This is a genomic window from Bacillus sp. z60-11 (assembly GCF_046464135.1).
Lineage (GTDB): Bacteria > Bacillota > Bacilli > Bacillales > Bacillaceae > Bacillus > Bacillus sonorensis_A.
This window is the reverse complement of sequence record NZ_JBIYSN010000001.1, coordinates 1002458-1015330: the sequence shown is the minus strand read 5'-3', so window position 1 is coordinate 1015330 and position 12873 is coordinate 1002458. Positions and strand designations below refer to the sequence as shown.

At 44.5% G+C, this 12873-nt stretch carries 18 protein-coding genes; 6 read left to right on the top strand and 12 right to left on the bottom strand.

The window, feature by feature from the left end:
* Window positions 1-45 precede the first annotated feature (45 nt).
* From ACINLD_RS05360 to acnA, 3 genes are all read right to left on the bottom strand, one after another.
* A complete protein-coding gene (locus ACINLD_RS05360) occupies window positions 46-171 on the bottom strand; it encodes an FbpB family small basic protein (RefSeq protein ID WP_077736713.1) in 126 nt (41 codons plus the stop codon).
* Window positions 172-242: 71 nt separating this feature from the next.
* A complete protein-coding gene (locus ACINLD_RS05355) occupies window positions 243-749 on the bottom strand; it encodes a peroxiredoxin family protein (protein WP_077736714.1) in 507 nt (168 codons plus the stop codon).
* A gap of 75 nt (window positions 750-824) precedes the next feature.
* A complete protein-coding gene (gene acnA, locus ACINLD_RS05350; protein ID WP_077736715.1) occupies window positions 825-3551 on the bottom strand; it encodes an aconitate hydratase AcnA in 2727 nt (908 codons plus the stop codon).
* A gap of 234 nt (window positions 3552-3785) precedes the next feature.
* Between acnA and sspO the strand changes: the two genes are divergently transcribed.
* The 4 genes from sspO (at window position 3786) to ACINLD_RS05330 (ending at window position 5290) form a co-directional block, all read left to right on the top strand.
* Window positions 3786-3932: a small acid-soluble spore protein O gene (sspO, locus tag ACINLD_RS05345; RefSeq protein WP_026587246.1), complete on the top strand. Its 147-nt coding sequence runs from the start codon at window positions 3786-3788 to the stop codon at window positions 3930-3932.
* Between the two features lie 29 nt (window positions 3933-3961).
* A complete protein-coding gene (locus ACINLD_RS05340; protein WP_026587245.1) occupies window positions 3962-4108 on the top strand; it encodes a small acid-soluble spore protein P in 147 nt (48 codons plus the stop codon).
* 131 nt (window positions 4109-4239) lie between these two features.
* Window positions 4240-4611, top strand: coding sequence for an Hsp20/alpha crystallin family protein (locus ACINLD_RS05335; protein WP_077736716.1), 372 nt, complete (start codon window positions 4240-4242; stop codon window positions 4609-4611).
* 250 nt (window positions 4612-4861) lie between these two features.
* Window positions 4862-5290 carry a DUF2621 family protein gene (locus ACINLD_RS05330; RefSeq protein WP_026587243.1) on the top strand — a complete coding sequence of 143 codons (429 nt, stop codon included), beginning with the start codon at window positions 4862-4864 and terminating at the stop codon, window positions 5288-5290.
* A gap of 36 nt (window positions 5291-5326) precedes the next feature.
* Here the strand turns inward: ACINLD_RS05330 and ACINLD_RS05325 are convergent, their stop codons facing one another.
* The 3 genes from ACINLD_RS05325 to ACINLD_RS05315 all read right to left on the bottom strand — a co-directional run bounded on the left by ACINLD_RS05325 (window position 5327) and on the right by ACINLD_RS05315 (window position 7061).
* A complete protein-coding gene (locus ACINLD_RS05325; RefSeq protein ID WP_142246118.1) occupies window positions 5327-5821 on the bottom strand; it encodes a CcdC family protein in 495 nt (164 codons plus the stop codon).
* A gap of 83 nt (window positions 5822-5904) precedes the next feature.
* Window positions 5905-6270: a response regulator gene (locus ACINLD_RS05320; protein ID WP_026587241.1), complete on the bottom strand. Its 366-nt coding sequence runs from the start codon at window positions 6268-6270 to the stop codon at window positions 5905-5907.
* An 83-nt stretch (window positions 6271-6353) separates the two neighbouring features.
* Window positions 6354-7061 (bottom strand): cytochrome c biogenesis protein CcdA, encoded by a 708-nt coding sequence (locus tag ACINLD_RS05315; protein ID WP_077736717.1) that lies wholly within the window; start codon window positions 7059-7061, stop codon window positions 6354-6356.
* Window positions 7062-7303: 242 nt separating this feature from the next.
* On the opposite strand from ACINLD_RS05315, the gene ACINLD_RS05310 reads away from it, so the two are divergent.
* The gene (locus tag ACINLD_RS05310; RefSeq protein ID WP_026587239.1) at window positions 7304-7471 is read left to right on the top strand and encodes an aspartyl-phosphate phosphatase Spo0E family protein; all 168 of its coding nucleotides are present in this window, start codon (window positions 7304-7306) and stop codon (window positions 7469-7471) included.
* A gap of 80 nt (window positions 7472-7551) precedes the next feature.
* On the opposite strand, the gene ACINLD_RS05305 is transcribed toward ACINLD_RS05310, so the two are convergent.
* From ACINLD_RS05305 to yneA, 6 genes are all read right to left on the bottom strand, one after another.
* Window positions 7552-7770, bottom strand: coding sequence for a YneF family protein (locus ACINLD_RS05305; RefSeq protein WP_026587238.1), 219 nt, complete (start codon window positions 7768-7770; stop codon window positions 7552-7554).
* A gap of 85 nt (window positions 7771-7855) precedes the next feature.
* Window positions 7856-8296 (bottom strand): sporulation inhibitor of replication protein SirA, encoded by a 441-nt coding sequence (gene sirA / locus ACINLD_RS05300; RefSeq protein WP_026587237.1) that lies wholly within the window; start codon window positions 8294-8296, stop codon window positions 7856-7858.
* Window positions 8297-8476: 180 nt separating this feature from the next.
* Complete coding sequence (gene tkt, locus ACINLD_RS05295) at window positions 8477-10480, bottom strand: transketolase (protein ID WP_026587236.1); 2004 nt, start codon at window positions 10478-10480, stop codon at window positions 8477-8479.
* 166 nt (window positions 10481-10646) lie between these two features.
* Entirely contained in the window at window positions 10647-10880 is a 234-nt protein-coding gene (locus tag ACINLD_RS05290; protein WP_026587235.1) for a DUF896 domain-containing protein, read from the bottom strand.
* A gap of 16 nt (window positions 10881-10896) precedes the next feature.
* Window positions 10897-11586 carry a recombinase family protein gene (locus tag ACINLD_RS05285; protein ID WP_077736718.1) on the bottom strand — a complete coding sequence of 230 codons (690 nt, stop codon included), beginning with the start codon at window positions 11584-11586 and terminating at the stop codon, window positions 10897-10899.
* Between the two features lie 19 nt (window positions 11587-11605).
* Window positions 11606-11917, bottom strand: coding sequence for a cell division suppressor protein YneA (gene yneA, locus ACINLD_RS05280; RefSeq protein WP_026587234.1), 312 nt, complete (start codon window positions 11915-11917; stop codon window positions 11606-11608).
* A 155-nt stretch (window positions 11918-12072) separates the two neighbouring features.
* Here yneA and lexA point away from each other — a divergent pair, with 155 nt between their 5' ends.
* Complete coding sequence (gene lexA, locus ACINLD_RS05275; protein WP_026587233.1) at window positions 12073-12696, top strand: transcriptional repressor LexA; 624 nt, start codon at window positions 12073-12075, stop codon at window positions 12694-12696.
* Window positions 12697-12873: the final 177 nt, after the last annotated feature.

The window sequence follows — 12873 nt, the reverse complement described above, 5'->3', positions numbered from 1 at the left end:
ATTAGGATTCTCAAAAAGAAGAAAAAACATGAACGTTTTCTATCGTCACTTCAGCTTGAATTTCTCTTCAAGCCTGTCCTCCAGCCGATCGAGGAACTCCTGGTTGCTTAAAAGCTCCTTCTTATTTTCTGAGACAAGTTCTTCAAATGTCCGACGTTTTGTTTTTTTCATCAGAATCACCTCCAGCTTGTATTCATTTTCGCCATTTTTAGCCCAATATAAGCAAAAAAAGCCGGGATTTTTTATAAACCCAGCTTTTCTTTCATTATTTTTTTTGTCATGGTTCCTAAAACGATGTCTTGGATGATGCCGTTTTCATCAATAATGTAGGTCGTCGGATAGGAAAAAATCTCGTACTTGGCATTGATGCCCTCTCGATCTAGAACGATCGGAAACGTTAAGCCAAGCTTTTCGGCAAATGATTCAACCGTCTCGCGGTTTTTCTCGGCTGATGTGAAATTGACGGCTAAAACGGTGATGTCTTGATGTTCGTTTTGAAGCTCTTCCATCGCAGGCATTTCCGTCTGACAAGGTTTGCACCATGTCGCCCAAAAATTGAGGATCACTTTCCGACCCTTGAAATCGGACAATGAGACGTTTTTTTCGCCTTTTAACGATGGAAGTGTAAAATCCGGTGCTTGATCCCCTTTTTCAATCCCGATTTCCGCTTTTTTTTGCATTGTGAAATTCCAGATGGCAGCACCGGCCAAGACAAGCAGGATCAGTACAGCAAGCGTTTTTTTAACCATCGACATCCTCCACATTTCCGCGTTTTACTGACAAAAAGAAGAGAAGCGCTAAGGTGCGCTCTCTTCCCCGGATATCTACTGTTTCATTTTATCGCGAAGCACCATTTGCAGAATTCCGCCGTGGCGGTAGTAGTCGATTTCCACTTCGCTGTCAAAACGGACAACGGCTTCAAACGATTTGACTGTGCCATCTTCGCCAATCGCTCTCACTTGAACAAGATCGCGAGGACGGACGGATTCGCTGACGTCGACTTCAATCGTTTCTTTGCCAGTCAAGCCCAGCGTTTCGGCGTTTTCTCCTTCTTTGAATTGCAGCGGAAGAACACCCATCAGCACAAGGTTGCTTCTGTGAATCCGTTCAAAGCTTTCGGCAATGACCGTTTTAATGCCGAGCAGGTTGGTCCCTTTGGCCGCCCAGTCACGTGAAGATCCCATTCCGTAGTCTTTTCCGGCAATGACGATGAGGCCTGTGCCGTTTTCTTTGTATTTCATGCAGGCATCATAGATCGACATGACCTCTCCGGTTGGCCAGTAGGTTGTATAGCCGCCTTCTGTGTCAGGAGCGATTTGGTTCTTGATTCTGATGTTGGCGAATGTTCCTCTCATCATGACTTCATGATTTCCGCGTCTTGAACCGTATGAGTTGAAGTCTCTTGGAGAAACGCCTTTTTCCTGAAGATATTTTCCGGCCGGTGTATCTTTGCCGATCGCTCCCGCTGGAGAAATATGGTCTGTTGTGACAGAATCTCCGAATTTGCCGACAACGCGCAAGCCTTTTAACGGTTCAACGGTTCCAGGCTCCACCGACATGTTCTCAAAGAACGGCGGATTTTGGATGTAAGTTGACTCCTCATCCCATTTATAAAGAGCTTCATCTGTTGTTTCGATCGCATTCCAGCGCTCGTTGTCATCAAAGACGCGCTCGTATTCTTTTCTGAACAGCTCAGGTGTCACCGTTTGCTTCACGACGGAGTTGATTTCGTCCATAGACGGCCAAATGTCGTTAAAGTATACGTTTTGTCCGTCTTTGCCGACACCGATCGGTTCGTTTTTCAAGTCGATGTCGACCGTACCAGCCAATGCATATGCAACGACAAGCGGCGGAGACGCCAGATAGTTTCCTTTAACAAGCGGGTGAATCCGGCCTTCAAAGTTACGGTTTCCTGAAAGGACAGACGTAATCAGGAGATCGTTTTCAGCAACCGCTTTTTCGATTTCAGGCGCAAGCGGGCCGGAGTTTCCGATACAAGTGGTACATCCGTAGCCGACAATGTTGAAGCCAAGCTTGCGCATATATGGAAGCAGTCCGGAATTGACCAGGTAGCCTGTTACGACTTTGGAACCCGGCGCCAGTGATGTTTTCACATAGTTCGGCACTTTCAAGCCCAGTTCCACCGCTTTTTTCGCGACGAGACCTGCTCCGATCAAGACATACGGATTTGATGTGTTCGTACAGCTTGTAATGGCAGCGATCGCGATCGCACCTGTTTTCATAACCGCTTCTTCGCCGTTTTCAAGTTTAAACTTGATTTCTTTGTCAGCTTCGGAGGCGTCCATGCCAAATCCCTGGTTGCCTGCAGGGCTTGTCAAATGCTTATGGAACGTATCTTTCATTTCCGTCAGCGGAATCAAGTCCTGTGGACGCTTCGGTCCGGAAAGATTCGCTTCAACTTTTGACAAGTCGATTTCAACGATATCCGTAAATACAGGATCATCCTGATCAGGCGTGTAGAACAGTCCGTTTTGACGGCAATATTCTTTGACAACCGCGATTTGCTCATCATCACGGCCTGTTAAGCGCATGTATTCCAATGCTTCTTCATCTACAGGGAAGAAGCCGCAAGTCGCACCGTATTCCGGAGCCATGTTGGCGATTGTCGCCCGGTCGGCCAGTGGAAGCTCGGCAACACCAGGTCCGAAGAATTCAACAAATTTGCCGACAACGCCTTTTTCGCGAAGCACCTGTGTCACTTTCAGCGCAAGGTCTGTCGCTGTCGTCCCGTTCGGAAGCTTTCCGACAAGCTTGGCGCCGATGACTTCCGGAACCGGGAAGTAAGAAGGCTGTCCGAGCATTCCCGCTTCAGCTTCAATTCCTCCGACACCCCAGCCGAGAACGCCGATGCCGTTGATCATCGTTGTATGAGAGTCTGTTCCGACAAGCGTATCCGGATATGTGACGATCTCGCCGTCTTCTTCAACGGCATGAACGACATTAGCCAAATACTCAAGGTTTACCTGGTGGACAATTCCGGTTGCAGGCGGAACAGCCTGGTAGTTATTAAACGCTTTCTTTGCCCAGCTTAAAAATTTATAACGCTCTGCGTTTCGTTGGAATTCAAGGTCCATGTTAACGGTCAGCGCATCTTCTGTTCCGGCTTTATCAACCTGTACGGAGTGGTCGATGACAAGGTCAACCGGAATTTCAGGATTGATTTTATCTGGATCACCGCCGACTGAAGCCATCGCTTTTCTTAATGAAGCAAGGTCGACGACGGCAGGAACACCGGTGAAATCCTGCAAAATAACTCGGGAAGGTTTAAAAGGAACATCGATATCTTTTAATTCAGCAGTGCCCCATTTTGCCAAATTTTCGACATGCTCCTCTGTAATGACTCTTCCGTCGACTTGACGAAGTACGGATTCCAGCAGGACTTTAATGGAATAAGGCAGCTTTGACACTTTTCCGATTCCTTGATCCTCTAATGCTTTTAAAGAATAATAGCTGTACGTTTTGCCTTGTACAGTAAACGTTTTTCTTGATTGAAAAGCGTCTTTTTTTGCGACTTGTTGCTGTTTCGCCATTTCTCCAAAATCCCCCTTTAAAGATCAAGATCATACGCCTGAAAATCCGGCATATTTCACCACAATTTTCTCACAATTTAATCTTAAAACAATTTTAAACATAAGTAAATATCAATGTTTTTATTAAATTCAATAAGAATGGCTTATGCACGAAAAAAAGTTTATTTTACTGGAAATACATTTTTTTATACAACTCACTGACCGGGGATATACTACAGTCTGAGGTGATCGAGATTGGCAAAACAAAAAGCAAATCATGTGATAAACGGAATGAACAATGCGAAGCGCCAAGGGAATGGAGCGGGCTATATCGAAGATGATCAACACATTCTTACAGAAGCGGAACGTCAAAACAACAAAAAACGCAAAACGAATCAATAATCCTGCTTGACAATAAGGAGGGCTTAACTTTGACAAATAAAAATGATGGCAAAGATATGCGCAAAAATGCGCCGAAGGGTGCTCAGCCTGGACAGCCTGAACCCTTAAGCGGAAGCAAAAAAGTGAAAAACCGAAACCATACAAGACAAAAGCATAATTCAAATCACGATATGTAAAGCATTGGAGCCTGCGTTCTTTGACGCAGGTTTTTCTCATTGCCCCCCCTTCCTGTCAGCGGAATCTCTTCACACGTCTTCAAAGCCTTGCATAACTTATCGTAAGGCTAAAGGTATGGAGGAATGCTTCAATGACAAATGCCAAACGGTCCGATTACCCGGAGTTCGACGAGGAATGGATGAAGCAGTTTTTTGATGATCCTTTTGCCCTTTATGACGAGACAATTCCGATTGATTTATACGAGACGAGCACCGACTATATAATTGAAGCAGATTTATCCCATTTAAATTGCGAACATCTGCACATGACATTTTCGGGCTATGATTTCAAGCTGAAAGTGAGAACCGATGAACAGCATTACGAAAAAACGCTGATGCTTCCTTTTTTTCTGAATGACAAACAGATTGAAACCAAATGCCAAAATAAAATCCTTTCCGTTAAAATAAACAAGGAAGCTAATCAAGATGAAGCTTCTGTTTCTCTCAACATTCCTTTCCTGTAATTCTTAAAGCCTTAACGAGAAACCCGGGTAAAAGCTTGCAGTCATAAGCCAATACCCGGGTTTTTTCCGTTCATTCGTCAAATATCCTCTAGCATTTCTCCATGGCCGAATAGAGAATTGCTATACGATAGAATATGTTCTAGCATCTCTTTTGACCAGGTGAATGTCCTTACCATTTCATATTATTTTTTCTATGTTCTTCTAATACGGCTTCATGTACAATAGTCTGTAGACAAAGGAGTGATGAGAGATGCTGGAAGGATGGTTTTTATGGCTGATAATCGCTTGGATCATGATCATGATCGTCCTTTTATCCATCGGCGGCTTTTTCATGTTCCGCAAATTTTTGAAGCGCCTTCCGAAAGAGGATGGAAAATCAGAGCTTGACTGGCAGGATTATTATATCGAACAGACTAAGCATTTATGGAAAGAAGAAGAAAAAGCTTTGCTAGAAGAGCTTGTTTCTCCCGTTCCCGAGCTGTTTCGCGACACAGCCAAAGCCAAAATAGCCGGAAAGATCGGCGAGCTGGCACTACAGGAAAAAGCCCGCACAATCGATCAGGATTTAATCGTCAGAGGCTACATTATGGCCACGCCGAAAAAAGATTATAAATTTCTCCTCAAGCGCCTGAGAGAAAAAAACATTGACCACTCCCCATACCAGGAGCTTTTTAAATAAAACAAAACCTTTCCGGAATGATGGAAAGGTTTTGTTTTAATTCACCTGAATATGATTTGACGCATCAAGCTGATTGGAAAGCTTTCTGAAAGAGAGATACATGGCGATTCGCCAAGGAACAATCATTCCAAAAGCCAGAATCCAAAACATTCCGCTCAAAGCTCCATAATCAATCGTTGTGCTCAATATACTCTTCATCACGATGCGAATGATGAGAAGAGCGATTAAAATAAACACAAAAGATTTCGAACGTTTAATGTAAATTTTATCATCTTTAATTTCAAATTTTGATGTTTTAATCAAGAAAATGGAAAAGATCATTCCGACCGTAATCGCTTCTAAAAATTCTGCTCCAGTCACATGGAACGCCGGAAATAGAAACATTAAGGCGCCGGTGCTCATAAAGATCGGCGGCAGTATAATTTTTTTTGCCGTAGCCGGTTTTTCCGATGACTTAATTCTGACAGCCATGACAATGACGGCCATCACAACGGCAAGTATAGATGAAATGATAATCATCATACGTATCATCCCTTTATTCAGCGAATTTTCTCTATATGTTACTATACTCTAAAACGGAGAAAAAAACCATTCTTCCGGGTTTTTGCTTCTGTTTATGCGTTTCCGAGAACGATCCGAACCGCTTCAACCACCTTGGTTTCTTCAAATGGCTTGACGATAAAGTCTTTGGCTCCGGCTTCAATTGCCTCGACGACGATCCGCTGCTGGCGCATAGCCGTGCACATGATGACCTTCACCTTTGGATCGGCCGCAATCATTTCCTTTAAAGCCTCTATCCCGTTTTTCACTGGCATTGTAATATCCATGATCACCAAATCCGGTTTCAGCTTTTGATATAAGGAGACGGCCTCTTCACCATTCTCGGCTTCCCCTGCGACTTGAACATTCTCCGTTTCAAGTATTTCCCTCAATTTATCTCTCATAAATTTTGCATCATCAACAATTAAAACCCTTGCCATACTCCCCTCCAACATCACGATTCAATTTAGCTGTGAATAAGTTCTATTTTAACAAAAAACTGAACAGAGCAGATCAAAAGTTTTTAAAAACCTTTGAAATCACCAAACAGCCCTGATAGAACGATAATGATCTTCGTCATCCAGTCAAAGAACAGGAGGATGCCGACTACAATCATGACAGCGCCGCCGATTTTCATGATCAGCAGCTGATGTTTCCGGAACCATTTCATCTTGGAAATGAAAAAAGACAGCAGCAGAAACGGCAGGCTGAACCCAAGCGCATACAGCAGCATATACGGGACAGCGGACATCGGATTGGTCCCCGCCAGTGCAATGACCGCCGCTAAAATCGGCCCGGTGCACGGCGTCCAGCCTGCAGCAAACGCCATTCCGATCCCGACAGACCCGAGCAAACCGCCCGGCCGGCTTTTCAATTGGAGGCGCCTTTCCTTCATTAGAAATTCGGGTTTAAAAACACCTAAAGTGACAAACCCGAAAAAGACAATGAAGATCGCTCCGAGCTGTCTGATGAGATTGTGGTAATCCTTAAAAAACGTGCCGATCAGCGATGTGCTGTAGCCTAAGGCGATAAAGATAATCGAAAAGCCGATCAGGAAAAAAACCGTGTGCAGCAGGCTTCTCTTTTGAAGCAGCAGTCTGTCCGAATTGATTTCACTCATACTGACGCCTGTAATGTAGGATAAAAAAGCCGGATACAGCGGAAGACAACAGGGTGAAATAAAAGATAGAAATCCGGCGCCGAAAGCCAGAATATAATTAATATCCGTCATTCTCTCTTTCTCCCTTCTATTTTTTGGGATGATATGAAGAAAATTCATCGGTTATGACAATGGCATTTCAATTTCCTTACATATCACCAAAAAAAGTGTTGGTTTCCCGAATTTCTTTATATAATCAATTTTGACAATTTCCCCTTATCACCTTCACAATTGAAAAGAAACCTATATATGGATATAATAGCATTTAGTAGGCAACAAAAAGATGATTTTTACAGAAGAAAGGATAAATTCCTGTGATGAAAGAGAACCTGCTTCATGAAATTGAGGAAAAAAGAAAAGAGCTGGTGAAAATCGTCATGACAAACGGCATGACCTCCCATGTCACGTTACAGCACAGCCAGCAGCTGGACATCCTTCTCTTGGAATATCAAAAACGATCTCTCGGCGGCAGCACACAATAATCATAAATCAAAATAAAAAACCCAGAAAACGGGTTTTTTATTTATAACCATGTTCCTTCTATGTCATAATCGCATTCGTATTATTTCGTTTGATTTTCCATGGCTTTCATCATTTGGTTGATTTTCTTTTGGGATGGTTTCATTCCCATCTGCATCATCATCATGCGTAACATTTGTTCATTAATTGGCGGATTTTTTTTCAGATAGTTCATCATATATTTACGAGCAATAAAAAATCCGAGTGCAACACCTGCGAGCAATGCCAAAATGCCCACTAGGATGACAACCCATAAATCCATTTAATTTCCTCCTTCATGTTGTCTCGTAATAAAGTGTACTAAACCAAACGCTATTATACAACATTTACACTCTAAATTCTTTTTTTTATACAAAATTTCTTTCTTTCACAGGGTTCAGCCAGCCGTACCGCTCCATGCCGAAGTCCATCGCAAGAAAACAAGGACTTACCTTCCGCAAGACTTCAAAGAAGACGGTTTCCGCATCAAATTGCCCGTTTGCTAAAATTTCGATATAGCGGTCTTTGATAATGAAAGAAGCGCTTCCCTTTGGAACGTATAATCTGTATATGCAGTCTACCTGTGTGTAATCCTCACGGTTCAGGTTCGTTTTCAGCCTGTTGTGTATATGGGCAACCGGAATCGGCTTCGTAATATATTCGATTTGTCTGGCCGCTAATTGAGACTTTTTGTTTTCGGGGCTTGTCCAATGGTAATCGTAAAAAAGCTTGAACATGACAGATTCTCTTCCAAAATAATGACTGGCAAATTCCTCTTCTATCAGATACGTATAATAATGACGTTCCATCACTGTCTCATCCCCCTTAGGATATCGATTCTGATGAATGTATGCTTTCAATTATACAAAAGGGGAATAGAAATAATTGTCTGATGGTGATAAAAGAAGCGACTAATTTTGTCGAAACGAAAAAAAGAGAATGATTCAAAGATCATTCTCTTAGATTGTTGATAAAATCCTATGACATCTTTATTGATTTAAAAGCTTTTTCACACGGGCAGCTACATTCTCAGCTGTAAAGCCGTATTCTTTCATAATTTTTTCTCCAGGAGCGGAGGCGCCAAATTGGTCGATTGCGAGAATGTCGCCTTCTGTTCCTGTATATCTGTCCCATCCCAGCGGTGAACCCATTTCAATGGCAAGGCGCTTCGTCACATCTGAAGGCAGGACGGCGTTTTTATATTCGGCCGGCTGCTTTTCAAAGCGGTCCCAAGACGGAACGCTGACGACTGATACGTCAATGCCTTCTTTCGCGAGTTCACTCTGTGCGTCGATCGCAAGTCCGACCTCTGATCCGCTTGCGAGAAGAAGCGCGGCCGGCTTTTCGCTTTGGCTCTTGGACACGACGTATGCACCTTTTTCAACACCTTCATACGCCGCCTCAGCAGACTGGTCAATTGTCGGCAAGTTTTGGCGCGTCAGTACAAGCGCTGTCGGCTGGTTTGTCGATTGAAGGGCAAGTTTCCAAGCGGCAGCCGTTTCATTTCCGTCGGCAGGTCTGATGACAGACAGGTTTGGAAGGGCGCGCAGCGATGCGAGCTGTTCAATCGGCTCATGTGTCGGTCCGTCTTCTCCCACTGCGATGCTGTCATGTGTAAACACATATGTGACCGGAAGCCCCATTAAGGCTGCAAGACGGATCGCAGGTCTCAAATAGTCAGAAAAGACGAAGAATGTGCCGCCAAATACGCGAAGGCCGCCGTGAAGAGCCATTCCGTTTAAAGCCGCTCCCATCGCAAATTCGCGGACTCCGAACCAGATGTTTCTGCCGGCATAGTCTTTCGCAGAAAAGTCTCCGCCGTCTTTGATCGTCGTCTTATTGGAACCGGCCAAATCAGCTGATCCGCCAAAGAAATATGGCACTTTTTTGGCGATTCCGTTCAGGACTTCGCCGGAAGATGCGCGTGAAGCCAGGCTGCTTCCTTTCTCATAAACGGGAACTTCCTTATCCCAACCTGCAGGAAGCTCTCCTTTCATTGCCAGTTCAAGCTGTTCTGCAAGATCCGGATGGGCTTTCTTGTATGCGGCGAACAGCTCGTTCCATTCCTGTTCTTTGCGTTTGCCGGCTTCCTTGACCGTTTCTTTAAAATGATCGTAGACTTCGGAAGGAACGTAGAAATCCTCTTCATATGTCCACTTATATGCTTCTTTTGTCAGACCGGCTTCTTCTGCACCGAGAGGAGCGCCGTGAACACCGGAAGTTCCAGCCCGGTTTGGAGAACCGTAACCGATCGTTGTTTTGACTTCAATTAGTGTCGGCTGATCTACATTCTGCTTTGCTTTTTCGATCGCAGCTGTAATTTCTTCAATGTTATTCCCGTCCTCAACATACAGCACTTCCCATTTCATCGCTTCAAAGCGCTGTTTCACATTTTCAGAGAAGGAACGGTCCAGATCTCCGTCAAGAGAAATATCGTTGGAATCATAAAGAACGATTAAACGGCCAAGCTTCAGATGTCCGGCAAGTGAAGCCGCTTCTGAGGAAATTCCTTCCATTAAATCTCCGTCACCGCAAATACTGTATGTATAATGGTCAACGACACGATATTCGTTACGGTTGTAGGTTTCCGCAAGATGGCGTTCTGCAAGCGCCATACCGACAGCCATTGCGATTCCTTGGCCAAGCGGCCCTGTCGTCGCGTCGACCCCTGGAGTATGACCGAATTCAGGATGTCCGGGAGTTTTGCTTCCCCATTGGCGGAAATTCTTCAGATCTTCCATTGATACGTCATATCCGCTTAAATGCAGCATGCTGTAAAGCAGCATTGAACCGTGTCCGGCAGATAACACAAACCGGTCTCTGTTAAACCAATTTGGGTTTTCCGGGTTCACGTTCATCATTTTTGTCCAAAGCGTATAAGCCATCGGAGCTGTACCCATTGGCATGCCCGGGTGGCCGGATTTTGCTTTTTCAATCGCATCTATGGATAGAGTCCGGATCGTTGCGACAGATTTTGATTCAATCGTTTTCATTTTAATCCCCTTCCTGTATGTACTCTACTTCCTTATCATAAATCTACCCATCAGTTTTCACAACCATTTCGTCTCAAAAGACGGCTGAAAAATGATGATTTGCAGTTATTTTAAACAACAGTAGTATATACAAAAAAGGAATACGATATTGACGTATTCCCTAAAATTAATGGAGCCCGCGCTTGTTTTTTTCTTGTTTGAGTTTTTCCGGCGTCACATCGTTGCCTTCCGGGTCAACAATGGTTACATTTTTCAGCGTGTTTTTCATAGAAGCGCGGACACCTTGCAGGTATTCCTGGCGGAGCTTCTGCTGTTCCGCTTTTTCTTTGTCTGTTAAAGAGCCGGTTTTTGATTTTTTCGCAAGCTCATTAATCCTGGCTATTTTTTCTTTGGAAATCATAACATGCTCCTTTGGTTTATTTCTCATTCATACTACTAAATTCGCTTCCATTTGACAACAAATGAACCTGTCCCTCTTTATACTCCTGATAGCGGCGGTGCACTGTTGCCTTTGAAATGCTGTAGCCGAAGCCTCTCAGCACGGCTGCAATCTCTGCAAACGTCAGCTTGTTTTCCCTGAGCCGGATGATTTCCGAAAGCGGTGCTTCGATCCGTTCTCTTCCGCTTCCCTCATGCCGGTTTTTCAAATTTCTTTCCGGACGGTAGCCGTTTTCGACCGCCTTTTTCATGCCTCTTTTAATTTTCAGGTTATGTATTTTCCGCTGATATTCCTCAACGATGCTGACAATTTCCAACACCATCGAGTCCGCCTCGGAAAGTTCCAGCCGGCCCCTGTGAGCAAGCGTATAAATTTGAACGCCTTCTTTATATAAGCAGTGAAGGAGGGCAATTTTTGCATTTCCCCTGCCAAGCCTTGTGTCATCCTGGATTAAGACCGCATCTACTCTTGAGCTTTTGAGTTCTTCCAGCAGTTCGAATACGCCGTCGCGGTCCATCTCATATCCGCTCGCCTGTTCTGAAATGACCTTTACAACGGTCATGCCGTGTTCGGCGGCAAGCGCTGCAAGCTCCTCTTCCTGCCGTTTTAAGGAGGTTTCCTGCTGCTCTTTTGACGTGCTCACCCTGGTGTATATAATCGCGTTCATAGAAATCCCCTCATCCTTATTATTCTACGACTGCAAGCTGATACCGGTGGGAGTGCTGCTTGGTTACCGGAAGGATCAAAACGTCGCCCGGCCTGATGACGGACGTCGAAAGGCCGTTTTTGTCGGCAACCCACTCAATGAACTTTTGTTTATCAGCGTTTTTCCCGCCTTCGATGCGATCGGCAAGCTCCCATAACGTATCGCCTTCCTGCACCTCTATTTTAACATATTGCTTGTTTTCCTCCATTTTCCCGGCAAGAGACAAAAACAGAATACAGCAGCTGATCACAGCAGTAAGCAGACCGACGAAAACCAACGATTCCCTTTTCAAATCCATCACCCCAAACAGAATATTTGTTCGCTTTTTGTGTTTTCAGTATACATACGAACACACGTTTCTGTCAAACGTTTTTTCGAACCTATGTTTGTACTTGGAGGTAAAACATGCTATAATCTACCTAAAATCGACGTTTTGAGGTGCAGAACATGACGAAGCTATCAAAAAGACAACTTGATATTTTGCGTTTCATTAAGGAAGAAGTGAAACGCAAAGGTTACCCGCCTTCCGTCAGGGAAATCGGCGAAGCGGTCGGCCTTGCATCAAGTTCAACCGTACACGGCCACTTGGCAAGGCTTGAAACAAAGGGACTGATCAGAAGAGACCCGACAAAGCCGAGAGCCATCGAAATACTGGATACCGAAGAAGACATTCACATTCCGCAAAACCAGGTGGTCAACGTTCCCGTTATTGGAAAGGTGACAGCCGGGACGCCGATTACAGCTGTGGAAAATATCGAGGAGTACTTTCCCCTTCCCGACCGCCTGGCACCGCCGGACGAGCATGTTTTCATGCTTGAGATCATGGGGGAAAGCATGATTGATGCGGGAATACTTGATAAAGACTATGTGATTGTCAAACAGCAGAACACAGCCAACAACGGGGATATCGTCGTGGCCATGACCGAAGAAGATGAAGCGACCGTCAAGCGGTTTTTCAAAGAAAAGACTCACATCCGCCTGCAGCCTGAAAATCCCACGATGGAGCCTATCATTCTGCAAAATGTGACCATTCTCGGAAAAGTGATCGGCGTCTTCAGAACCGTTCACTAATGATGCAGCGGCTGCCGGTTTACCGGCGGCCTTTTTGATATCAAAAAAAATCAGGTTCATCCCTTCCCGCTGTTTTGGGGGGCGAACCTGAAAAAGAGGAATTCATAATATGCTTACAAGTCCATTATCTATGATGATTTATTGATAGTCAACAAAATTTTTGCACACAGGAAACTT